18 protein-coding genes and 1 pseudogene are annotated in these 21,092 nt (G+C 67.5%); 6 read left to right on the top strand and 13 right to left on the bottom strand.

The genetic code is table 11. From position 1 onward, the window contains the following. Together D9X30_RS23385 and D9X30_RS23390 are read right to left on the bottom strand one after the other, a co-directional pair. Window positions 1-731, bottom strand: a 731-nt coding sequence (locus tag D9X30_RS23385; RefSeq protein ID WP_249641065.1) for an IS30 family transposase, incomplete at its 3' end; no start/stop codon positions are given. A gap of 40 nt (window positions 732-771) precedes the next feature. Continuing rightward, window positions 772-1,038 (bottom strand): annotated as a pseudogene (locus D9X30_RS23390) (helix-turn-helix domain-containing protein); the annotation flags it as partial. 256 nt (window positions 1,039-1,294) lie between these two features. Between D9X30_RS23390 and D9X30_RS23395 the strand changes: the two are divergent. Continuing rightward, complete coding sequence (locus tag D9X30_RS23395; RefSeq protein ID WP_228771135.1) at window positions 1,295-1,942, top strand: response regulator; 648 nt, start codon at window positions 1,295-1,297, stop codon at window positions 1,940-1,942. A 629-nt stretch (window positions 1,943-2,571) separates the two neighbouring features. Beyond that, the gene (locus D9X30_RS23400) at window positions 2,572-3,648 is read left to right on the top strand and encodes a porin (protein WP_249641066.1); all 1,077 of its coding nucleotides are present in this window, start codon (window positions 2,572-2,574) and stop codon (window positions 3,646-3,648) included. Window positions 3,649-3,657: 9 nt separating this feature from the next. Here D9X30_RS23400 and D9X30_RS23405 read toward each other — a convergent pair whose 3' ends face one another. Continuing rightward, complete coding sequence (locus D9X30_RS23405; protein WP_153950219.1) at window positions 3,658-4,323, bottom strand: DsbA family oxidoreductase; 666 nt, start codon at window positions 4,321-4,323, stop codon at window positions 3,658-3,660. 147 nt (window positions 4,324-4,470) lie between these two features. On the opposite strand from D9X30_RS23405, the gene D9X30_RS23410 reads away from it, so the two are divergent. Next, window positions 4,471-4,665, top strand: coding sequence for a DUF1059 domain-containing protein (locus D9X30_RS23410; RefSeq protein WP_029051378.1), 195 nt, complete (start codon window positions 4,471-4,473; stop codon window positions 4,663-4,665). A gap of 117 nt (window positions 4,666-4,782) precedes the next feature. On the opposite strand, the gene cyoD is transcribed toward D9X30_RS23410, so the two are convergent. The 4 genes from cyoD to cyoA are packed head-to-tail and all read right to left on the bottom strand — an operon-like array spanning window position 4,783 to window position 8,842. Continuing rightward, window positions 4,783-5,157, bottom strand: coding sequence for a cytochrome o ubiquinol oxidase subunit IV (cyoD, locus tag D9X30_RS23415; protein ID WP_153950220.1), 375 nt, complete (start codon window positions 5,155-5,157; stop codon window positions 4,783-4,785). Continuing rightward, a complete protein-coding gene (gene cyoC / locus D9X30_RS23420) occupies window positions 5,157-5,852 on the bottom strand; it encodes a cytochrome o ubiquinol oxidase subunit III (RefSeq protein WP_153950221.1) in 696 nt (231 codons plus the stop codon). Before cyoC ends, cyoD begins: the two co-directional genes overlap by 1 nt. Before the next feature lie 2 nt (window positions 5,853-5,854). Continuing rightward, window positions 5,855-7,855 (bottom strand): cytochrome o ubiquinol oxidase subunit I, encoded by a 2,001-nt coding sequence (gene cyoB / locus D9X30_RS23425; protein ID WP_153950222.1) that lies wholly within the window; start codon window positions 7,853-7,855, stop codon window positions 5,855-5,857. A 6-nt stretch (window positions 7,856-7,861) separates the two neighbouring features. Then, window positions 7,862-8,842 carry a ubiquinol oxidase subunit II gene (cyoA, locus tag D9X30_RS23430; RefSeq protein WP_153950223.1) on the bottom strand — a complete coding sequence of 327 codons (981 nt, stop codon included), beginning with the start codon at window positions 8,840-8,842 and terminating at the stop codon, window positions 7,862-7,864. Window positions 8,843-8,987: 145 nt separating this feature from the next. On the opposite strand from cyoA, the gene D9X30_RS23435 reads away from it, so the two are divergent. Next, window positions 8,988-10,376 (top strand): aminotransferase-like domain-containing protein, encoded by a 1,389-nt coding sequence (locus tag D9X30_RS23435; RefSeq protein WP_153950224.1) that lies wholly within the window; start codon window positions 8,988-8,990, stop codon window positions 10,374-10,376. A gap of 10 nt (window positions 10,377-10,386) precedes the next feature. On the opposite strand, the gene D9X30_RS23440 is transcribed toward D9X30_RS23435, so the two are convergent. Continuing rightward, on the bottom strand, window positions 10,387-12,141 hold the full coding sequence (locus D9X30_RS23440) for an OPT/YSL family transporter (protein WP_153950225.1): 1,755 nt from the start codon (window positions 12,139-12,141) through the stop codon (window positions 10,387-10,389). Window positions 12,142-12,640: 499 nt separating this feature from the next. On the opposite strand from D9X30_RS23440, the gene D9X30_RS23445 reads away from it, so the two are divergent. Next, entirely contained in the window at window positions 12,641-13,576 is a 936-nt protein-coding gene (locus tag D9X30_RS23445) for a 2-hydroxyacid dehydrogenase (RefSeq protein WP_153950226.1), read from the top strand. Here D9X30_RS23445 and D9X30_RS23450 read toward each other — a convergent pair. The 5 genes from D9X30_RS23450 to zwf are packed head-to-tail and all read right to left on the bottom strand — an operon-like array spanning window position 13,573 to window position 18,853. Next, window positions 13,573-14,907 carry a sensor histidine kinase gene (locus D9X30_RS23450; RefSeq protein WP_153950227.1) on the bottom strand — a complete coding sequence of 445 codons (1,335 nt, stop codon included), beginning with the start codon at window positions 14,905-14,907 and terminating at the stop codon, window positions 13,573-13,575. The genes D9X30_RS23445 and D9X30_RS23450 overlap by 4 nt on opposite strands. Further along, on the bottom strand, window positions 14,907-15,632 hold the full coding sequence (locus D9X30_RS23455) for a response regulator transcription factor (RefSeq protein ID WP_153950228.1): 726 nt from the start codon (window positions 15,630-15,632) through the stop codon (window positions 14,907-14,909). The genes D9X30_RS23450 and D9X30_RS23455 overlap by 1 nt, the downstream gene beginning before the upstream one ends. A 12-nt stretch (window positions 15,633-15,644) precedes the next feature. Beyond that, window positions 15,645-16,634, bottom strand: a complete 990-nt coding sequence (locus D9X30_RS23460) for a glucokinase (RefSeq protein ID WP_153950229.1) — start codon at window positions 16,632-16,634, stop codon at window positions 15,645-15,647. A 28-nt stretch (window positions 16,635-16,662) separates the two neighbouring features. Beyond that, window positions 16,663-17,352, bottom strand: a complete 690-nt coding sequence (gene pgl, locus D9X30_RS23465) for a 6-phosphogluconolactonase (protein ID WP_153950230.1) — start codon at window positions 17,350-17,352, stop codon at window positions 16,663-16,665. Window positions 17,353-17,404: 52 nt separating this feature from the next. Then, window positions 17,405-18,853, bottom strand: coding sequence for a glucose-6-phosphate dehydrogenase (gene zwf / locus D9X30_RS23470; RefSeq protein WP_153950231.1), 1,449 nt, complete (start codon window positions 18,851-18,853; stop codon window positions 17,405-17,407). Between the two features lie 328 nt (window positions 18,854-19,181). Here zwf and edd point away from each other — a divergent pair, with 328 nt between their 5' ends. Further along, the gene (edd, locus tag D9X30_RS23475) at window positions 19,182-21,008 is read left to right on the top strand and encodes a phosphogluconate dehydratase (protein ID WP_153950232.1); all 1,827 of its coding nucleotides are present in this window, start codon (window positions 19,182-19,184) and stop codon (window positions 21,006-21,008) included. Window positions 21,009-21,092 lie beyond the last annotated feature (84 nt).

Genomic DNA, 21,092 nt, shown 5'->3' on the forward strand with positions numbered 1-21,092 from the left:
ATCTCTTTGCCCTGGTCGTAGGTCAGGCTCTTGCGAAGCGCCAGCGGCACACGACGAAACTTCTTGGTCAACGCCTCCAGCGCTGCCTCCGCCCCGCAACCGTCCATCTTCGCCAGCACCACGAAGCGCGTCTTGCGTTCCACCAGCGTCGCCACTGCGCTGCGATTGCCCGCGCCCTTGATCAGGTCGCCTTCCCAATGGCCAGGCACCAGCCGGTCGAACACCTCCTCGGGCCGCTCGTGGATCGAGCGCATATCCTGCAGCTTGCCTCGGCGATCGTTCCCCGCGCCCCGTGAACGACGCTCCTTCTGGGCCTTACGCAGGCTGCCGATTAGCTCGCGGCGCAGCTCACCGCGCGGCGTGGCGTAGATCACGCAGTAGATCGTCTCGTGGGACACATGGAACTCCGGCTGGTGGGCATACATGCGCCGGAGTCTGCCTGCAATCTGTTGCGGTGAATAGCCCACGCGCAGCCATGCTCTCACCAGTTTCAGCAGCGCCGTGCCTGCTGCCAGCTTGCGCGGCCCACGTCGACGCCTTCTCAGCGCCATACCCTGCGCGCTCGCAGCATCGTAGGAACGATGACTTCCGGCCCGGGCAACCTCGCGTGAGACAGTCGACGGACTTCGCCCCACCACTCTCGCGATCTGACGCAGGCTGCACCCCTCGTTTAGTAGGCGATGAATCCAGTTACGCTCTTCGATACCCAGTTGACTGTAGCTTTGTCCCATCCCAACACCCTAACATCAGGGTGTTGCACTTCATTCTAGAGACCGCCNGCCATGCTCTCACCAGTTTCAGCAGCGCCGTGCCTGCTGCCAGCTTGCGCGGCCCACGTCGACGCCTTCTCAGCGCCATACCCTGCGCGCTCGCAGCATCGTAGGAACGATGACTTCCGGCCCGGGCAACCTCGCGTGAGACAGTCGACGGACTTCGCCCCACCACTCTCGCGATCTGACGCAGGCTGCACCCCTCGTTTAGTAGGCGATGAATCCAGTTACGCTCTTCGATACCCAGTTGACTGTAGCTTTGTCCCATCCCAACACCCTAACATCAGGGTGTTGCACTTCATTCTAGAGACCGCCCATCCTGCACGGGATGCAGAAAATCTACGCTCTTATTTGCGCTGTCTGGGCAGTGGCCTCGCACGCCGAGATTTGAAAGTCGCGATCTGCGCGATCGAATACTTGCGGCGAGATATCGGCGCTTGCAGTAGCCGGCCACTCCATGCAATTGGCGGATGGCGCGTTGTCGCCAGGCCAAATCACACCGGGACATTCCGGGGAATCGCACTATGACCACCATTCGCGTCATGCTGGCTGACGATCATCCGTTCATTGTGTTCGGCCTGCGCGAAATGCTGGGCAAACGGCTTGGCTTCCGTGTGGTGGCTGAAGCGGCCAATCCGCAAATGCTGCTGGAAAAGCTGGCACGCATCGAATGCGATGTGCTGATAACCGATTTCTCGATGCCCTGTGAAAATGCGCCGGACGGACTGGCACTGCTGCATTCCATTCGCACGCGGTTTCCGAAGGTGCGGATCGTGGTGCTGACCATGCTCGAGAATCCCGCCCTGCTCGGCTGCATGCGCAAGGCCGGGGCACTGTCATTGCTGAACAAGCGCGACGGCATGCAGGAGCTGTCCAATGCCGTCATTGCCGCGTTCCAGGGTCGCGAGCATTTGAGTCCATCGGTCAGGCGGGCACTGGCCAAGCTCGGCACCGCAAGCCCGGAGGCCCTTGCCATCGGCAGGCTCAGTCCGCGCGAGATCGAAGTGCTGCGGCTCTACGTCGGCGGCATGACCACCTCGGACATTGCCCGCCACCTGAACCGCAGCATCAACACAGTCAGCACGCAGAAACACAGTGCCATGCGCAAGATTGGCGTGAAGAACGAGGCGGAGTTGTTCGACTACGCGATTGAGCACGGGCTCAAGGGATAGCCGATCCCTCAAACGAAGCGGCCCTTCGAAAAAAACCCCCGAGCCGCGACGGACCGGCCTGGGGGTGGGAACGGAATACGCGGTCGAGGGGTCAGACCGCGATGCCAAAGGCCGGAAAGGGCCTTCGACGCAAAGGCTACCGGGGCGGCGGCAGACCCGACATGGAAGGATTTCGAAAATCCGCGATGGATCGTTGGCAAGCCCGCGCGATGCTGCGGGCCCCTGCCCGATCGACGATGTGCCGCAAACGCTGCATCTGAGCGGTCAACGCGCCATGCTGTAAACTACGGCCCTTCCGTCGCTACAGGCTCGGCCGTTTGATGCCTTTCAGGCACCCCGGCCATCGCCCTTGTCGAAGTGGTGCGGCGGAAATCGGATATTTCTTAGGGCCTTGCGCCCGCCCCCGGCTTGCCTGCGCCTTGCCCGCAGCATTCGCCTTCTGACTTCGACCCTCGATCCGGGCCCTGCGCCTCTGGCTGCATCTGGCGGCCGCAACCCGGATAACGCCCCGTGCGCCTTCGCCAGAAGGGCTGCCGCGCGGGACTGGAACCCCCTCAGGTAGTTGCCTGAACCGACCCTTGCCGACGCTTGCGCGCGCCGGGCGGATCCGTATTTCCGGAGGACAATTCGTGAAGAAACCAGCCAGCCTTTGGCTGCTAGCGGCCGGGCTGTTGCCTTGTGTTGCATACGCCGACCCCGGCGTGACCTTGTATGGCGTCGTCAGCTCGGCGGTGCGCTATACGTCGAATATCGACGCCCGCCATCACGATCAGGTGGCGCTGGTATCGGGCGGCATGGTGGGCAGCCGTTTCGGCCTGAAGGGCTCCGAAGACCTTGGCGGTGGCAATCATGCGATCTTCCAGCTCGAATCGGGCTTCGGCAGCGACACCGGCCAGGCGGCCTACAACAGCTTCTTCGGCCGCCAGGCCTGGGTGGGCCTGAGCGGCGACTGGGGCAGTCTCACGTTCGGCCGGCAGTACAACGCGCTGAACAACATCGGCTGGGCCTTCGATCCGCTGGACCAGGGCTGGGGCAATTTCTGGTCCGATCCGCTCTACATCGGCGGCGACATCTTCTTCCAGGACTACCGCATCAACAACAGCGTGGTCTACCAGCGTACGGTGGGGCCGTTTTCGGTGCAGCTGGACTACGGCGCCGGCGAGCAGCCGGGCAGCATGAACCATGGCACCACGCTCGGTGGCGGCGTGAAGTACAGCCAGGGGCCGCTGGCGCTGGGCGTGGCCTATGACCAGCGCCGCAGCGACGACGGCAGCAACACGGTCCGCAACTATTCGGTGGGCGGCTCTTACACGATCGGCAAGACCACGGGCTACGTCGGGCACATGGGCCGGCGCGAATCGGCCAGCGGTGCGCGCTACAACATCTCGTTCGTCGGGCTGGGATACCAGGTGACGCAGGCGCTGCACCTGTCTGGCGCCTACTACCGCTACCAGCAGTCAGGCGACGTGACCACGCAGTTCCAGGACACGCCGGTGCACCTGGGTGGCGGCAATGCCGACAGCGTGGCCTTCGTGGCCGATTATGCGTTCTCCAAGCGCACCAGCGTGTACCTGGAGACCGATGTCGTGCGTGCGCGCGGCGGCACCGTGGGGCGCGAGACCGAATACTGGGCCGGCACCCCGGTGACCGATGTCAGCCGCAGCACGCGGGTGGGCGCGATGCTCGGCATGCGCCACCACTTCTGAGGATCGGGCTCAGGCGCCCTGGGTGCCTTTCTCGCTGGCTTCCTTGGCGATCTCGCGGATGGCCTGCTCGAACGCCTCGACGGGCTGGCCGCCCGTCACCAGGTAGCGGTTGTTGAAGATTACCGACGGCACCGACTGGATGCCCATGCCCTGGTATTCGCGCTCCTCGTCACGGACTTCGTCGGCATAGGCGTCGCTGTCCAGCACCTTGCGGGCCTCGGCGGGGTCCAGGCCCACCGCCTGCACGGCTTCGATCAGCACGTCGTGGTTGCTCGGGTCCTTGCTGTCGCCGTGATAGGCCTGCAGCAGCGCCTGCTTCAGCGCCAGCTGCTTGCCCTGCGTGGCTGCCCACTGCAGCAGGCGGTGGGCATCGAACGTGTTGTAGATGAAGTTGCGCGGACCGAACGTGAAACCCACGCTGGCGCCGCGCTCGCGGATCATCTTCTGGGTCTCGGCGATCTGTTCCGGCGTACGGCCGTACTTGCGGGCGATGTAGTCGAGCACCGGCTCGCCTTCCGGCCCCATCTGCGGATTGAGCTCGAACGGGTGCATGACGACCTCTGCATCCACCACGTCGCGCGTGCGCTCGACGGCCTGCATCAGCGACGACAGCCCGATGGCGCACCACGGGCAGGCGATATCCGAGACAAAGTCGATCCGGAGTGATTGAGTCATGGCTTTCTTCCAGTGGGCGGGTAGGGGACAAACAGGTTGAAGCCCGACAGGGTAGCCCGATTTGCCGATGGCTGCAGGCGTCCGCGCAATCACCCCGCGCCCTATACTGGATCAGGCGCGCCCTCCATGCGCGCCAGGAGGCCTGCCATGGGACGCAAATACATCGATTGCCGCGACTATCCCAGTGATACCAACTGTACGGTCGCACTGAGCGCCGACACCGAGGACGAACTGCTGGAAGCCGCGGTGCAGCACGCCGTCCAGGTGCATCAGCACCAGGACACCCCCGAGCTGCGCTCGCAGCTCAAGACCCTGTTCAAGGAAGGCGCCCCGCCTGCCTGATCTGGCCGATGCGCCGCTGCGCCGACTGGCGTGGAACGCAAAAAAGGACAGACCGTGCCCAGGGCACGTCTGTCCTGTCAAGAAACCGGCCCCAGCCCGAGTCCGGCTACAGATGCCTCAGCGGCCCGCGCCGGCCCCGGCTGGCACGGACTGCATCGGCATCATGTTCAGGTTGGCGTTGTGCATGACCCACAGCGATCCCGACACGACAATGGCGATCAGGAACACCGTGCACGCGAAGATCGCCGTGTTGCCGCGCTGGCCCTTGCGCGGCCCCAGGTGCAGGAAGAACACCAGTTGCACCAGCAACTGGATGACGCACAGCGCCACGATCAGCGCCAGGCCCGCGCGCGGCGGCAGCACCCGGCCCATCACCGCACCGAACGACAGGAAGGTCAGCACCAGCGACAGCGCATAGCCGATCAGGTGGCTGCGCAGGCTGCCGTGCGCGTTGGCGTGAGCGTGAGCGTGGGCGTGTTGTGGATGGGACATCAGAGGAACTCCCGCAGATAGACGACGGTGAACACGAAGATCCACACCAGGTCCAGGAAATGCCAGAACAGGCTCAGGCAGGCCAGGCGGCGGCGCACCACGGCGTCGAGCCCGAACACCTGCACCTGGTTGACCATCACGATGATCCACAGCAGGCCGGCGCTGACGTGCAGGCCGTGCGTGCCCACCAGCATGAAGAACGCCGACAGATAGGCGCTGCGGTTCGGGCCCGCGCCTTCGTGGAGCAATTCGCGGAACTCGTAGACCTCCATGCAGACGAAGGCCGCGCCGAGCGCGAACGTCAATACCAGCCAGCGGATCACCGCCTGCGGGTTGCCCTGGCCGTCGCGGCCTTCGTGCAGCTTCAGCATCGCCACGCCAAAGGTCAGGCTGCTGGTCAGCAGCAGCATGGTCTCGCCCAGTACGAAGCGCAGGTCGAAGAGTTCGCGGCCCGTGGGGCCGCCCGCCGTGCCGTTGAGCAGCACGCCGAACGTGGCAAACAGCGACGCGAAGATCAGGCAATCGCTCATCAGGTAGATCCAGAACCCGAGCTTGAGGGTGGATTCCGTCTGGTGGGCGTGATGGGCGTGGTCGTGGGCGTGGTCGTGGGCGGCGTCGTGCGCGTGGGCGTCCGGCGCGGCGCCGGGCGGCAGTGCGGCGGCGTCGCCTCGCAGTTTCAGGGTGGTGGTTGTCATGATCAGTGGGCCCCCGTCGGGTTGGCGGTGGGCTGCGAGCCCAGCAGCGCAAAGCGGGCGCGCTCGATGCGCTCCACTTCGGCGGCCGGCACGTAGTAGTCCACCTCGCGGTCATAGGCGCGGGCGATGAACGTGAAGATCATCGCGGCCAGGCCAAAGCCGGCCAGCCACCAGATGTGCCAGACCAGCGCGAAGCACAGCACCAGCCCGAACACCGACACCAGGAAGCCGGTGGACGTGTTGCGCGGCATGTGGATGTCCTCGTACTGCGCGGGCGGTACGTAGGCCGTGCCCGCTTGCTTGTTGTCCCAGTGCTGCTCCAGCGACGTGATCTGCGGCACGTGCGCGAAGTTGTAGAACGGCGCCGGCGAAGCCGTGGCCCATTCCAGGCTGCGGCCGTCCCATGGGTCGCCGGTCACGTCCATGTTCTGCTTGCGGTCGCGCACGCTGACGAACAGCTGCCACAGGATCGCCAGGATGCCGCAGCCGATGACCACGGCCCCCACCAGCGCCACGATCAGGTACGGCTGCCAGTCGGGGTTGTTGTAGTGGTTCATGCGGCGCGTCATGCCCTGCAGGCCCAGCGCGTACAGCGGCATGAAGGCCAGGTAGAAGCCGATCAGCCAGCACCAGAACGCGACCTTGCCCCAGAACTCGTTCAGCGTGAAGCCGAACACCTTCGGGAACCAGAACGTCATCGCAGCCAGGCAGCCGAACACCACGCCGCCGATGATCACGTTGTGGAAGTGGGCAATCAGGAACAGGCTGTTATGCAGCACGAAGTCGGCGCCCGGCACCGCCAGCAGCACGCCGGTCATGCCGCCCACGGCAAACGTCACCATGAAGCCGATGGTCCACAGCGTGGACGAGTGGAAGCGGATGCGGCCCCGGTACATCGTGAACAGCCAGTTGAACAGCTTCACGCCGGTGGGGATCGAGATGATCGACGTCATGATGCCGAAGAACGCGTTGACGCTGGCGCCCGAGCCCATCGTGAAGAAGTGGTGCAGCCAGACGAAGAACGACAGCACGCCGATCGACGACGTAGCGTAGACCATCGACGTGTACCCGAACAGCGGCTTGCGCGAGAACGTGGAGATGATCTCCGAGAACGCGCCGAAGCAAGGCAGGATCAGCACGTAGACCTCGGGGTGGCCCCAGATCCAGATCAGGTTCACGTACATCATGGCGTTGCCGCCCAGCTCGCTGGTGAAGAAGTGCATGTCCAGGTAGCGGTCGGCGGCCAGCAGCGCCAGCGTGGCGGTCAGCACCGGGAAGATGGCGACGATCAGGATGTTGGTGATCAGCGCCGTCCACGTGAACACGGGCATTTTCATCAGGTTCAGGCCCGGCGCGCGCATGCGCAGGATCGTCACGATGAAGTTGATGCCGGTCAGCGTGGTGCCCAGCCCCGATATCTGCAACGACCAGATGTAGTAGTCCACCCCGACCGTCGGGCTATAGCCAAGCCCGCTCAGCGGCGGATACGCGACCCAGCCCGTGGCGGCGAAGTCGCCGACGAACATCGACATCATGACCAGCACCGCGCCCATCGCCGACATCCAGAAGCTCAGCGAATTGACGAACGGGTAGGCCACGTCGCGCGCGCCGATCTGCAGCGGCACGATCACGTTCATCAGGCCCAGGATGAACGGCGTGGCCACGAAGAAGATCATGATCACGCCGTGCGCGGTGAAGATCTGGTCGTAGTGGTGCGGCGGCAGGTAGCCGACCGCCTCGCCGACGGCAATGGCCTGCTGGGTGCGCATCATGATGGCGTCGGCAAAGCCGCGCAGCAGCATGACCAGCGCCAGGATGATGTACATCACGCCAATGCGCTTGTGATCGACCGAGCAGATCCACTCGCGCCAGAGATAGTGCCACTTGTTGTAGTAGGTGATGGCGCCCAGGAGCGCCGCGCCGCCAAGCATCACCACGACCAGCGTGCCCATGATGATGGGCTCGTGCAGGGGGATGGCGTCGAGAGAGAGTTTTCCGAACATGATGATTTAACGCTCCAGGGTCGTCTGCTGCGCCGGGAGCGGCGGCATGTTGGCGCCGGCAATGGCGCCGAGGGTCACCGGGCTGTCGGCGCGGCAGATGTCGCCATTGCTGGCCATGTACTGGTCCACCACGCCCTGGAACAGGCGCGGCTCGACCTTGGCGTACACCGTGACGGCGTCCTTGCTGCTGGGCTGCTCCAGCTTGCGGTAGGTGGCCGCGTCGAGCGTGTTGCCCGAGGCGCGTGCGCGTTCGATCCACGCGTCGAAGTCGGCGCGCGAGGTGGCCACGGTGCGGAAGTGCATGTCGGAGAAGCCCGACCCGCTATAGGCGGCCGACCGGCCATCGAAGACGCCGGTTTCGTCGGCGATCAGATGCAGCTTCGTCTGCATGCCGGCCATCGCATAGACCATGCTGCCCAGGCGCGGGATGAACAGCGCGTTCATCGTGGACTCGGCCGTGATGCGGAAATTGATGGGCGTACCCACGGGGATGGGCAGCTCGTTCAGCGACGCCACGCCGTACTGCGGATAGATAAACAGCCATTTCCAGTCGAGCGCGACGACATCCACTTCCACCGGCGTCACCTTCGATTCCAGCGGCCGGAACGGATCGAGCTTGTGGGTGGTGTCCCAGATGATGACGCCGAGCAGCGCCACGATCACGCACGGGATGCCCCATACGACCACTTCGATCTTCGTGGAATGCGACCAGCGCGGCGCGTACTCGGCCTTGGTGTTCGTCTCGCGATAGCGCCACGCAAAGACCAGCGTCAGGATGATCACGGGGATCACCACCAGCAGCATCAGCGCCGTGGCCAGCACGATCAGGTTGCGCGTCTGCACGCCGATCGACCCGCTCGGGTTCAGCAGATCCCACGAACAGCCGGTCAGGATCAGGGGCGTGAGGGCATATAGCCACGCACGGGGGGCACGCAAGGACGGGGGGCGCCGACGCGGAGGTCTGGGGTCGGCCGGTTGTTCACGCATTTCAACACCTTCTTACAGGGGCACAGGCGGGGTGGCCCAGACAACATCCCGGTATTTGTATGGATTTGCCTGAGTTGCGCGGAATGCTAAGGTAAGACAACATCCATACAAGATGAGGCTTGTCTTGCGTACAACGAATCCGTCTATGCCTTCGAACCTGGAAGACAAACCCGGCTGGATCGGCGCCTTCGCCGCTGCCGGCGGGCCGCGTTACGTCCAGATCGCCGGGTTCCTGGAGCGCGCAATGGCCGATGGCGTGCTGGCCCCCGGCGACCGCCTGCCGCCGCAGCGCGAACTGGCGGCGCTCCTTGGGGTGGATCTGACCACTGTGACCCGGGCACTGGCCGAGGCCCGACGGCGCGGGCTGGTGGAGCCGCGTGGATCGCTCGGCACTTTTATCGCCGCACCAGCATTTGAACTGGCCCAGGCCGTGGACCTGAGCATGAACGTGCCGCCGCCGCCGGAAGGCATCGATTTCGCCGACATGCTCCGACGCGGCCTGGCGCAGGTCACGCTGCGCGCCGATGCGAACCTGCTGATGACCTACCAGCTTGGCGGCGGCACGCTGCCCGACCGCGTGGCTGGCGCCCAGTGGCTGGCGCCGATGCTGGGCGATGTCCCGCCCGATCGCGTGATCGCCAGTCCGGGCGCGCAGTCGGCACTGGCGGCGCTGATGCTGTGCCGGACCACGCCGGGCGCGGCGATTGCCGCCGAGCCGCTGATCTATCCGGGTGTACGCGGCGCGGCCGCCGAGCTGGGTCGCCACGTGGTGCCCATCGCCACCGACGACGACGGCATGCGCCCCGACGCGCTGGACGCCGCGTGCAGCACCGGCAATGTCCAGTTGATCTACCTGAACCCGACGCTGCAGAACCCCACCACGCACACGATGCCCGCGGCACGCCGCCACGAAATTGCCCGCGTGGCCCGGCAGCACGGCGTGCTGATCGTCGAGGACGACCCTTACTGGCTGCTCACGCCCGACGCCCCGCCGCCGCTGGCGGCCATCGCCCCGGCGCAGACGGTGTACATCGCCACGCTGGCCAAATGCCTGAGCCCAGGCCTGCGCACCGCCTACGTAGTGGCACCCGACCGCGATCTGCAGGAGTCGATCCTGGCCGCGCTGCGCGCGATCACGCTGATGGCATCCCCCATTGCCACGGCACTGGCCACGCAATGGATTCGCGACGGCTCGGCGGCCGACCTGCTGGCTGGCATCCGCACCGAAGCCGCCGCGCGGCAGCAGATCGCCCGGCAATGGCTGGCGGCCAGCGGCCCGTACGCGCCATCCGGCATCCACGTCTGGCACCCCTTGCCCAGCTACTGGTCATCGGCCGGCTTCAGCCGCGCGGCGCAGGACGAATCGCTGCGCGTCACCGCATCGGACGTGTTCTACGATGGCGCCACTCCGCCCAACGCCATCCGCATCTCGCTGGGCGGCGTGGCCGAACGCACGCAATTGTCGATGGCCCTCAAAAAGCTGTCCGGCCTGCTGGCGCGCAAGCCGCCCAATGCGTCGATGGCGGTGATTTGAGGCACGCCACCTACCCCACCACCCCCAGCAACCCCGCAACGCCGAACCCGAGCGCGGCCAGCGCGTCGCCGGCGATGAGGCCGCCGCCGATCAGCGACGTGGTGCTCATGTCGTCGGGCATGGCGGCATCCCGGGAGACCGGGCGCTCGCGGCTTGCCACCAGGCTGGAGACCATGCCGCCGGCGGCCATCCAGGCGGCGGCCGGCAGGTTAACGAAACCGCCGAACGACGATGCGTAGGGCGACGGCAGGATCACCGCATCGAGCACGAAATCGCACGTGCGGCCCGTGCGGCTCTGATCGGCAAAGCGCCGATAGCGCGCCGACGCGAAGATGGCCTTGCGCAGAAGCTCGGTGACCAGACCGATGCCCAGGCCGATCCATACGGCCAGCCGCTGGTAGGGCCGGTCGTCGGTCATGCTGCGCAGCGCGCCGACGATCTTGTAGGTCATTGCCGATGTCCACCGGGCGGGCTGCTGATCGGCCGGCAGCACGGTCTGGTCGAGCCGCAGTACCGGATAGGCGTCCATGAACAGCCGCGCCAGCAACACCGCCAGGATCGCCCCCGCCACGACGCCGGCCACCTGATAGCCGAACTGCACCATGCGGTGGGTGCCCAGGCGCCAGCCCGTGGACCGGTCCTGCTGCATGTCGCAGGCTTGCGCCGTGGACACCAGCAGCACCGTGGCCGCGATCAGGCCGATATGCGGCTGGCGCAAGCCCGCGGCCGCCATCAGGATCACCGTCAGCACAAACGCCGACGAGATCGGATTCTGATCGACCATGCCGACCGAAATGCCGTTGACCAGCGCGAAGATCAGCACCAGCAGCACGGCCATCAGCTGGTAGCCCACCGGCTGGCCGAACCACGCGGCGCCCGCCGCCACGACCGCCAGTCCCCACACCACGACCCACGCCACGATCCAGCGTTGCGGCAGGGCCGCCGCATGGCCCGGGGCGTCCGGCGCCCTGCTCGCCGGCTGTCGGGTCCGCTGCCACGCCGTCCCCAGCAACCGCAGCACATCGACCGCCGCCGCGCCCATGATCATGCCCAGCGCAAACAGGAACGTGATCTTGCGATAAGGATCACCGGGCGCGAGCCAGCCGATCGACACGAAATACGGCGTCAGTGCCCACCCGGCCACGCCACCCGCCAGCGCGGCGATGCCGATGCGCGCGCCAACGATCATGCCCGCGCCGAACGTTGACGCGGACAGGTCGATCGCACCGAGCCATGCCATGCGCGCGGCGCCCACGCTGGCCAGCACCCCCAGCCCCATCCCGCCGGCCAGCCGCGCGATCGACCGGCGCAGCAGCACAGGGTCGGTCAACGCGCGCAGGATATTGGCCACCGCCAGGCCCGACGGGAACGTGAGCTGCATCCGATCGACCAGCAACGGCGTGTACAGCATGCCCACACCCACGCCATACATGCCGATGCACAGCATGTAGCCGATCAGCTGCCACCACGGTGGCTGCGGCATCCCCATCCAGCCCATGGCCTGGATCACCACCACCATGCCGCCCATGCCGGCCACTGAAGCCGCCGCGGTCTGGATGTAGTTGGCACCGTGCCGGCCCGCCGCGCCGTACCCGGCGGTGACCGCCGAACCGAGGATGCCCGCCAGCACCTGCCCGCCGACGAAGAAGCCGAGCGACAGGTTCATATAGGCCGCCGCGATGCCGCCCAGCGGCCCGAGCACGAGCATGCCGGCGGCGCCGAGCAGCGCGTGGTATGGCCAGGTGTTGGGAATGGGCAGTCGCATGCGTGTTGAAGGTAGGCGTAGTGGTGTGGATGCGTTTGCCCTCTCCCCCGGCCCCTCTCCCGCGCAGCGGGAGAGGGGAGAACACCGCGGGCATAACGGTCTCCGACGGCATTGAGGGTGGAAAATTGGCGTGACGGGCGGTGGATGCGGCCGCCCTCTCCCCCGGCCCTCTCCCACTGGCGGGCGAGGGGAGAACATCAGGGGCATCACAGTCTCCAACGGTTTGCTCCCCTCTCCCGCCACGCGGGAGAGGGGTTGGGGGAGAGGGTGGGCCGGTCAATCACCAACACGCTCAAAGCGTACCCATTTCTGCGTGATTGCCCCAGCGAAAAATCGTGGAGCGTACCCGTTTCTGCGTACGCCGCCACACGGTGGCCTGGCATCTGATAATCGCCCAGAACCGCCAGGCGGTCCCGAGCGGGCCACCCCATGCAGGCATAGAATGTGGCGTCGGCCTGCCGACCTCCAACAACAACACCTCCTCGTCCCGCTGTCACGCATGAAGCCCGCCCTGCTCGTCCTGGTCCAGCTCGAACCGGACCATCTCGCCCTTGTTTCCCAGCAATACGACGTTGTCTACGCACCCAGCGCGGCCCAGCGCGCCGAGGCCGTGGCCAGTGCCGGCGGCACGTTCCGCGCCGTGCTGAGCAACGGCACCACCGGCATCACGGCCGCCGAAATCGACGCGATGCCCAGGCTCGAACTGGTCTGCGCACTGGGCGCCGGCTACGAGAACATCGATATCGCCGCCTGTCGCGCACGTGGCATTGCCGTGGGCAATGGCGCGGGCACCAACGACAGTTGCGTGGCCGATCACGCCATGGCCCTGCTGCTGGCCACCGTGCGCCGCGTGCCGGCACTGGACCGCGCCACGCGCGACGGCGTCTGGCGCAACACGATTCCGCTGCCGCCGAACCTGTCGGGCAAGCGGCTGGGCATCGTGGGCCTGGGCACCATCGGCCGCCGCATTGCGCAGCGTGGCCAGGGCTTCGACCTGGAAATCGGCTATCACAACCGCCGTCCGCGCGCCGACGCGCCGTTCCGGTACTTTGCCGATGTAATGGCGCTGGCCGAGTGGGCCGACTATCTGGTCATCGCCACACCCGGCGGCGCCGAGACGCGCCATCTGGTCGATACCCCGGTGCTGCGCGCGCTGGGTCCGTCGGGCTACCTGGTCAATATTGCCCGCGGCAGCGTGGTGAACACGGCGGCGCTGGCCGATGCGCTGCGCGCCGGCGAAGTCGGCGGCGCGGGCCTGGATGTCTATGAAAGCGAGCCGAAGCCGCCGGTCGAACTGTTCGATTGCCCGAACGTCGTGCTGACGCCGCACGTGGCCGGCTGGTCGCCCGAGGCAGTGCTGGCGTCGGTGACCCAGTTCATCGAGAACGCCCGCCGGCACTTTGCCGGCGAGCCGCTGGTGGCACCCGTGAACTAGCCCACCGCCGGGAAGACCACGCGCACGCGCAAGCCCGGCGCCGCGTCTTCCAGCGCCACGCGCGCGCCATGGGATTGCGCCACCTCGTCAACGATGGCCAGTCCCAGCCCACTGCCGCCCGTCGGCGCATCGGGTACGCGATAGAAACGGTCGAACACGCGGGCGCGCTCGTCGGCCGCGATCCCCGGGCCGTTGTCGGTCACCACCAGCTCTACGCCGTGCGCGGTGTGCGTGACGTCCACGTCGATGCGGCCGCCACGCGGGATGTAGTGCAGCGCGTTGTCCACCAGATTGGTCAGCAGGATGCGCAGCGCATCGGCATCGCCCCGGATCATGACGGGCCCGCTGGCGCTGTTGTCCTCCAGCCCCAGGTCGATATCGCGGTCGATGGCCGCCTGCGACATCTCGGCCACCACATCGCCCGCCAGCGCGCGCAGGTCCACGGGCTCATGCGGCGGCGGCGCGGCGCCCGGTTCCTGCCGGGCCAGCGTCAGCAACTGGGCCACCAGGTGCGTCAGCCGCTCCAGCCCCTGGCGCAACTGCCCCATCGCCGCCTGCCGGGCCTCGGCGCTGGGCGCGCGCTCCACCAGCTGGGCCTGAAGCTGCAGGGCAGTCAGCGGCGTGCGCAGCGCATGCGCGGCATCGGCCACAAACGCGCGCTGGGTGTCGATGGCGTGGGCCAGCCGCGCCAGCAGCTGGTTCAGCGCATCGGACAGCGGGGCGATTTCATCGGGCATGTCGCGCACGGCCAGCGGCGCCAGCGTATTGGCATCGCGCGCCCGCACTTCGGTGGCAATCTCGCGCAGCGGCCGCAGTCCGCGTCCCACGGCCATCCACACCAGCCACGCCAGCAGCGGCAACAGCAGCAGCAGCGGCGCCACGGTGCGCAGCGCCATATGCGCGGCCAGCGTGCGCCGTGCGCTGAGCGGCTGCGCGATCTGCACCACCGCCGGCCCCAGCTGCACGCTGTAGATCCGCCATTCGCCCGATTCCGTACGGGCATCGGTAAAGCCCAGCTCCGCGCGCTGGGGCAACGCCGGGTGCGAATGCGACAGGTAGAGGCTGCGCCCGGAGCCATCCCAGATATGGATCACCACGTCCTCGTCGGCGTGCAGCAGGTCGGCCCCGGTGGCGCTATCGGGCGCGAACGGCGGCGCGACCGGCGCACTGAACTGGCTCGGCAGCGCGGCGGCCACCTGCTTCATCTGGTAGTCGAACAGCGCATTGGCTTCCTGCCGGGCCTGGCCGTAGATCAGCCCCGTGGCCACGGCGATGCCGGCCGCCAGACCGGCCGCCAGCCACCACAGCAGCGTACGTTGAATCGATCGCATCAGTCCGGCGTTCCTTCCCCGCGGGCGGCGCCTTCCTCCCGGCCGTCCAGTTGCGGCATCAGGTACCCGACGCCCCGGATGTTGCGGATCAATGCCGCGCCGAACTTGCGCCGCAGCGCGTGGATATAGACCTCCACCGTGTTGCTGCCCACCTCGTCGTCCCAGCCGTACAGCCGTTCCTGCAGTTGCGGCACCGACCAGACCTTTCCCGGCCTGGCCATCAGCGCCGACAGCAGCGCGTACTCGCGCGCCGACAGCCGCACCGGCGTGCCGGCCTGCGTGGCCTCGCGCGTGGCCGGGTTCAGCACGATGTCGCCATAGCGCAGCACCGGTTCGGCCCGCCCTTCGGCGCGGCGCGCCATCGCATGCATGCGCGCCACCAGTTCCTGCAGGTCGAACGGCTTGATCACGTAGTCGTCGGCCCCCGCGTTCAGGCCCGCCACGCGGTCGGCCACGGCGTCGCGCGCCGTGACGATCAGCACCGGCGTGCGGACATTGCGCGCCCGCAGCGTCTTCAGGACGTCGAGCCCCGAACGGCGCGGCAGGCCCAGGTCCAGCAGCACCAGGTCGTAGCCGCCATCGGCGCGTGGGCCGTGCTGGTCGGACGCGGCGTCGAGCCCCGCGTCGCCATCGGTCACCCAGTCCACCGTGAAGCCCTCCTGGCGCAGCGCCACCTTCACGCTTTCACCAATCATGGCGTCGTCTTCCACCAGCAATACACGCATGTTCGTCGGGATTCAGGATTGGGCGTGGCGCATATCGCCTTCGAGCCGGTCTGCCAGGGCACGGGCCAGCCCGGGCAGCGCCGGGAATTCGGCCGCGATCACGTAGACCGGGATATCGGCCAGGTACTGCCCCATGCGGCCCTTGTCGACAAACCGCGCGTTGAACGGCGACGCGTGGAAGGCATCGACGAAGCGCGGCACGATGCCGCCGCCGATATACACGCCGCCACGCGCCCCCAGCACCAGCGCGACGTCGCCGGCCACCGAGCCCAGCAGGCCGCAGAAGGCATCGAACGCGCGGCGGCATAGCGGGTCGTTCTGCTTCAGGGCGCCCTCCGTGACCTGCGCGGGCGTCAGCGGTTCGGCCAGAAGCGTACCCATTTCTGCGGACAAGGCCGCGTGGATGTGCGAGAGGCCCATGCCCGACAACAGCCGCTCGGCCGACACCCGGCCAAGCTGGTCATGCGCCGCGCGCCAGGCGATCCATTCGTCATCGGTGGCGGGCATCACTTCGATATGGCCGCCCTCGCCGGCCAGCGCCACGGCACCGCCGCCGGGTGCCGGCACCAGCCCGGACACCCCCAGGCCGGTACCCGGCCCGAGCAGCGCGCGCGGCGCAGTGGCCACGGCACTGCCCGGACGCACCTGCACCAGATCGGCCGCAGGCAGGTACGGCAGCGCCAGCGCCAGCGCGGTGAAGTCGTTGATGGCCACCAGCGTGTCCAGGCCCAGCGCCTGTCGCGTGGCCTCGATCGAGAACGCCCAGTTGTGATTGGTCAGCTTGACGTGGTCGCCGGTCACCGGGTTGGCCAGGCCGATGGCCGCGTGGCCGGGCCGCTCGCCGTGCGCCAGCGTCGACAGGTACAGGCGCATCGCCGCTTCCAGCGATGCGTGGTCGGCCACCTTGTAGGCCGTGACCTCGCCGATGCGCATCGGCGCGGATTCCAGGGCGAAGCGGACATTGGTGCCACCGACGTCGGCAAGCAGGCGCGGATAGGTCATGGCAGAGACAGGGTTGCGGGATGGCGCGTCATTGCGCCTCGGTCCGGAAGATATCGACACCGCGCCGGTAGCGCGCCAGCACCACGCTGACCGGCAGCGCCGGCGTCGGGGCCTGCAGCGCGCGCTCCAGCACGGCGTTCTTCTTTTCGCCGGTGATCGCCAGGAACGTGCGCTCGGCCGCCAGCAGTGCGGCCAGGTTCAGCGTCACGCGCGCGTGGGGTGCCATCGTCGGATGCGTGACCAGGTAACGCGGATCGGGCTCCGACAGCGCGGTCTGCAGCTCGGGCGCGTCGGGGAACAGCGACGCGGTATGGCCGTCCTCGCCCATGCCCAGCACCACCACATCGGGCTGCTGGAACGATGCATTGAGCCGCTGCACCGCCTGCAGCGGCGCGGCGGCCTCGGCCTCGTCGCGGATCAGCGGCACCCAGCCCGCCACGCCCGCCCCTTCGCGCAGCAGGTGGCGGCGCACCAGCGCGCCGTTGCTGTCGGGATGGTCGGGCGGCACCGCGCGTTCGTCCACCAGCGTGACGGTCACGGCTTCCCAGCGGATCGGGCGATAGCGCAGCCGTTCGAACATCGGCACCGGCGATTTTCCGCCCGACACCGCCAGCACGGCCCAGCCCCGGGCCTTGATGACGAGGTCCAGTGCATGGCTGACCGAGATCGCCAGCGACTCGGCCTGGTCCATCAGCGTGGCATGTTCGAACTGGCGCATGGCGCGGGCTCCTTGTCGGTCAACGGGTGGAGGGGCTGGGGCCGGGCAGGCGTCAGACTTCCTCGTGCCAGAGCGCGCCGTCGCGCGACATCAGCGCGGTGGACGCCGCCGGGCCCCAGGTGCCGGCCGTGTACTGCTTGGGCGGCACGGTGCTGGCTTCCCAGGTATCGATGATCGGCTCGACCCAGCGCCACGCCTGCACCTGCTCGTCGCGCCGCACGAACAAACCCAGCCGGCCGCGGATCACGTCCAGCAGCAGGCGCTCGTAGGCGCCGGCGCGACGCGCCTTGAACGAGTTGGCAAAGTCCAGATCGAGCGAGGTAGGCGTCAGTTCCAGCGTGTCGCCGGCCTGCTTGACCAGGAAATACAGGCGGATGCTTTCCTCGGGCTGCAGCCGGATCACCAGCCGGTTCTGCGGCGACAAACCCAGCGGCTTGGGGAAGATGGCGTGCGGCACGTCGCGGAAATGCACCACGATCTCGGCCACGCGCGACTGCATGCGCTTGCCCGTGCGCAGGTAGAACGGCACCCCTTCCCAGCGCCAGTTGGCGATCTCGGCCTTGATGGCGACGAAGGTCTCCGTGCGGCTGTCGGGGGCAATGCCCTGCTCTTCCAGATAGCCCACCACCGGCTTGCCGGCGATGGCGCCCGAGCGGTACTGGCCGCGCACGGTCTTCTCGGCCACGTCGGCCGGCTGGATCGGCTTGAGCGCCTTCAGGATCTTGATCTTCTCGTCGCGGATGGCGTCCTCGCTGAGGCTGGCCGGCGGCTCCATCGCCACCATGCACAGCAGCTGCAGCAGGTGGTTCTGCACCATGTCGCGCAGCGCGCCGGTGCGGTCGTAGAAGTCGCCGCGCGTTTCCACGCCCAGTTCCTCGGCGATGGTGATCTGCACGTCCTGCACCCATTCGCGGCGCCACAGCGGCTCGAACAGCGCGTTGCCGAAACGGATGGCCATCAGGTTCTGGACCGATTCCTTGCCCAGGTAGTGATCGATCCGGTAGATCTGGTCCTCGGCAAAGTACTGCGCCACGGCCGCGTTGATGGCCTCGGACGACTCCAGGTCATGGCCGAGCGGCTTCTCCAGCACCACGCGCACGTTGGGCGTGTTCAGGCCGGTGCGGGCCAGTTGCTCGCAGATGGGGACGAAGATGTGCGGCGCCGTGGCCAGGTAGCAGACCACCACTTCGGGCTTGCGGGCCAGCACTTTCCCGGCCAGCGCGTCGAAGTGGGCCGGCTGGCGCGCGTCGGCCTGCACATAGCAGATGCGGTCCAGGAACGATGCCCAGGCTTCGGGCGGCGCGTGTTCCAGGCCGGGGCGCACGGTGTCTTCCAGCATGGCCTTGTACTGCTCGGTGGTCTGCGGATGGCTGCCGGTGGCCAGGATGCGCGCCGACGGATGCAGCACGCCACAGCGGTGGGCGTCAAAAAGGGACGGCAGCAGCTTGCGCCGCGCCAGGTCGCCGGTGCCTCCAAACAGCACCATGTCGAAATCGGGCATGCTCACCCTGGGCTCCTTGCGGGGTATCGCGGATTGCGTGCGGAATGCGTGGGGCAATGCGCGCCCCGGCCTCTACTGAGTGCCGCCGGGCGGCGCATTGGTTCCAGTGATGTTACGTCACTCATGGCCGCTTGGACAGGCAGGGGCGCCGCCAGGCAGCACGGGCGTACCCGTTTCTGCGTGCCGCCGGTGTGACGGAAAGCCGATCCGGAACATCCTGGCCGATCATCGATCCCATCTGCTGATAGCCCATGGCGATGACACCGCAATGACGGTGGCGTCCGGATTTTTCGGCTACGCTGAAAAGCGCCCTACAGGAGATATCCCCATGCCCCGCCACCCCGTACTGGAGAAAGTCACGGCCCGCATCGTGGCCCGCAGCGCCCCCACCCGTCAGGCCTATCTGGACCGCACGCGCGCCATGGCCGGCCAAAAGGTCGAGCGCGCCAACATTTCGTGTACCAACCTGGCGCACGGCGTGGCCGCCATGCCCGACGAAGCCAAGATCCGGCTCAAGGCGCAGGAGCGGCCCAATCTGGCCATCGTCTCGGCCTACAACGACATGCTGTCGGCCCACCAGCCGCTGCAGGCCTACCCGCAATGGCTCAAGGAAGCGGCCCTGGAAGCTGGCGGCACCGCGCAGTTTGCGGGCGGCACGCCCGCCATGTGCGACGGGGTGACGCAGGGCCAGGACGGCATGGACCTGTCGCTGTTCTCGCGCGACGTGATCGCCATGGCCACCGCCGTGGCGCTGTCGCACCAGATGTTCGACGGCGTGCTGTGCCTGGGCGTCTGCGACAAGATCGTGCCCGGCCTGGTGATGGGTGCGCTGTCGTTCGGGCACCTGCCCGCCGTGTTCGTACCCGGTGGCCCGATGACCACGGGCCTGAGCAACGACGAGAAAGCCCATATCCGCCAGCTCTATGCCGAAGGCAAGATCGACCGCGCGGGGCTGCTGGAGGCCGAGACCCGGTCCTATCACGGCCCCGGTACCTGCACCTTCTACGGCACGGCCAACTCGAACCAGATGCTCATGGAAATCATGGGCCTGCACCTGCCGGGCACGGCATTCATCAATCCGAACACACCGCTGCGCGAGGCGCTGACGCGCGAATCGGCCCGCCAGGCGCTGCGGCTGGTGCATGGCGGCGAACGCTACACGCCGATTGCCGAAGTGCTGGACGAACGCGCGTTCGTGAATGGCATCGTCGGGCTGGTGGCCACGGGCGGGTCCACCAACCATACGCTGCACCTGATCGCGATGGCCCGCGTGGCCGGCATCCAGCTCACGTGGGACGACTTCCACGAGCTGTCGGCCACCGTGCCGCTGCTGGCGCGCGTGTACCCGAACGGCAAGGCCGACGTGAACCAGTTCCAGGCGGCCGGCGGTCTGTCGCTGGTGATCCGCGGCCTGCTGTCGCTGGGGCTGCTGCATGACGACGTGAACACGGTGGCCGGCCCCGGGCTGGCCCATTACATGCGGGAGCCCGCCCTGCGCGATGGCAAGCTGACATGGGTCGACGGCCCCGAAGCATCGCTCGACGACACCATCGTGCGCCCCGCCGATGCGCCGTTCGCGCCCGATGGCGGCATCAAGCTGCTCGACGGCAAGCTGGGCCGGTGCGTGATCAAGACTTCCGCCGTCAAGCCCGAGCACCAGGTGGTGGAGGCGCCGGCCATCGTGTTCCATCATCAGGACGACGTGCTGGATGCCTTCAAGCGCGGCGAACTGGAACGCGACTTCGTGGCCGTGCTGCCGTGGCAGGGGCCGGCCGCCTGCGGCATGCCGGAACTGCACAAGCTCACCCCCACGCTGACGCTGCTGCAGGATCGCGGGTTCCATGTGGCGCTGGTCACCGACGGACGCATGTCCGGCGCTTCGGGCAAGGTGCCCGCCGCCATCCACGTGTGCCCCGAGGCGCTGTCGGGCGGTGCCATCGGCAGGGTCCGCACCGGCGACATCGTGCGGGTGGATGCGCCGGCCGGCGTGCTCACCGTGAAGGTCAGCGATGCCGATTGGGCGGCGCGCCCCCACGAAGTGCCCGACCTGACCGCCAACCGCCATGGTGTGGGCCGCGACCTGTTCGCCGGCTTCCGCAAGCATGTGGGGACGGCCGAAACCGGGGCCTGTTCGTTGTTTGCGGACGAAGGTTAGCGGCTTCGGTTTTGCTCCCCTCTCCCGCCACGCGGGAGAGGGGTTGGGGGAGAGGGCATCGAGCTTCTGCTTGCCGACATGTCG

The organism is Cupriavidus sp. U2, assembly GCF_009663685.2.
Classification (GTDB): domain Bacteria; phylum Pseudomonadota; class Gammaproteobacteria; order Burkholderiales; family Burkholderiaceae; genus Cupriavidus; species Cupriavidus necator_C.

Excerpts from the sequence above, each read along its gene's own strand:
- cyoD (WP_153950220.1), bottom strand. The coding sequence starts at position 5,157 with ATGTCCCATCCACAACACGCCCACGCTCACGCTCACGCCAACGCGCAC.
- cyoC (WP_153950221.1), bottom strand. The coding sequence starts at position 5,852 with ATGACAACCACCACCCTGAAACTGCGAGGCGACGCCGCCGCACTGCCG.
- D9X30_RS23460 (WP_153950229.1), bottom strand. The coding sequence starts at position 16,634 with ATGACCTATCCGCGCCTGCTTGCCGACGTCGGTGGCACCAATGTCCGC.
- D9X30_RS23405 (WP_153950219.1), bottom strand. The coding sequence starts at position 4,323 with ATGACTCAATCACTCCGGATCGACTTTGTCTCGGATATCGCCTGCCCG.
- D9X30_RS23445 (WP_153950226.1), top strand. The coding sequence starts at position 12,641 with ATGAAGCCCGCCCTGCTCGTCCTGGTCCAGCTCGAACCGGACCATCTC.
- zwf (WP_153950231.1), bottom strand. The coding sequence starts at position 18,853 with ATGCCCGATTTCGACATGGTGCTGTTTGGAGGCACCGGCGACCTGGCG.
- edd (WP_153950232.1), top strand. The coding sequence starts at position 19,182 with ATGCCCCGCCACCCCGTACTGGAGAAAGTCACGGCCCGCATCGTGGCC.
- D9X30_RS23450 (WP_153950227.1), bottom strand. The coding sequence starts at position 14,907 with ATGCGATCGATTCAACGTACGCTGCTGTGGTGGCTGGCGGCCGGTCTG.
- D9X30_RS23455 (WP_153950228.1), bottom strand. The coding sequence starts at position 15,632 with ATGCGTGTATTGCTGGTGGAAGACGACGCCATGATTGGTGAAAGCGTG.
- D9X30_RS23435 (WP_153950224.1), top strand. The coding sequence starts at position 8,988 with ATGCCTTCGAACCTGGAAGACAAACCCGGCTGGATCGGCGCCTTCGCC.
- D9X30_RS23440 (WP_153950225.1), bottom strand. The coding sequence starts at position 12,141 with ATGCGACTGCCCATTCCCAACACCTGGCCATACCACGCGCTGCTCGGC.
- pgl (WP_153950230.1), bottom strand. The coding sequence starts at position 17,352 with ATGCGCCAGTTCGAACATGCCACGCTGATGGACCAGGCCGAGTCGCTG.
- cyoA (WP_153950223.1), bottom strand. The coding sequence starts at position 8,842 with ATGCGTGAACAACCGGCCGACCCCAGACCTCCGCGTCGGCGCCCCCCG.
- cyoB (WP_153950222.1), bottom strand. The coding sequence starts at position 7,855 with ATGTTCGGAAAACTCTCTCTCGACGCCATCCCCCTGCACGAGCCCATC.
- D9X30_RS23410 (WP_029051378.1), top strand. The coding sequence starts at position 4,471 with ATGGGACGCAAATACATCGATTGCCGCGACTATCCCAGTGATACCAAC.
- D9X30_RS23395 (WP_228771135.1), top strand. The coding sequence starts at position 1,295 with ATGACCACCATTCGCGTCATGCTGGCTGACGATCATCCGTTCATTGTG.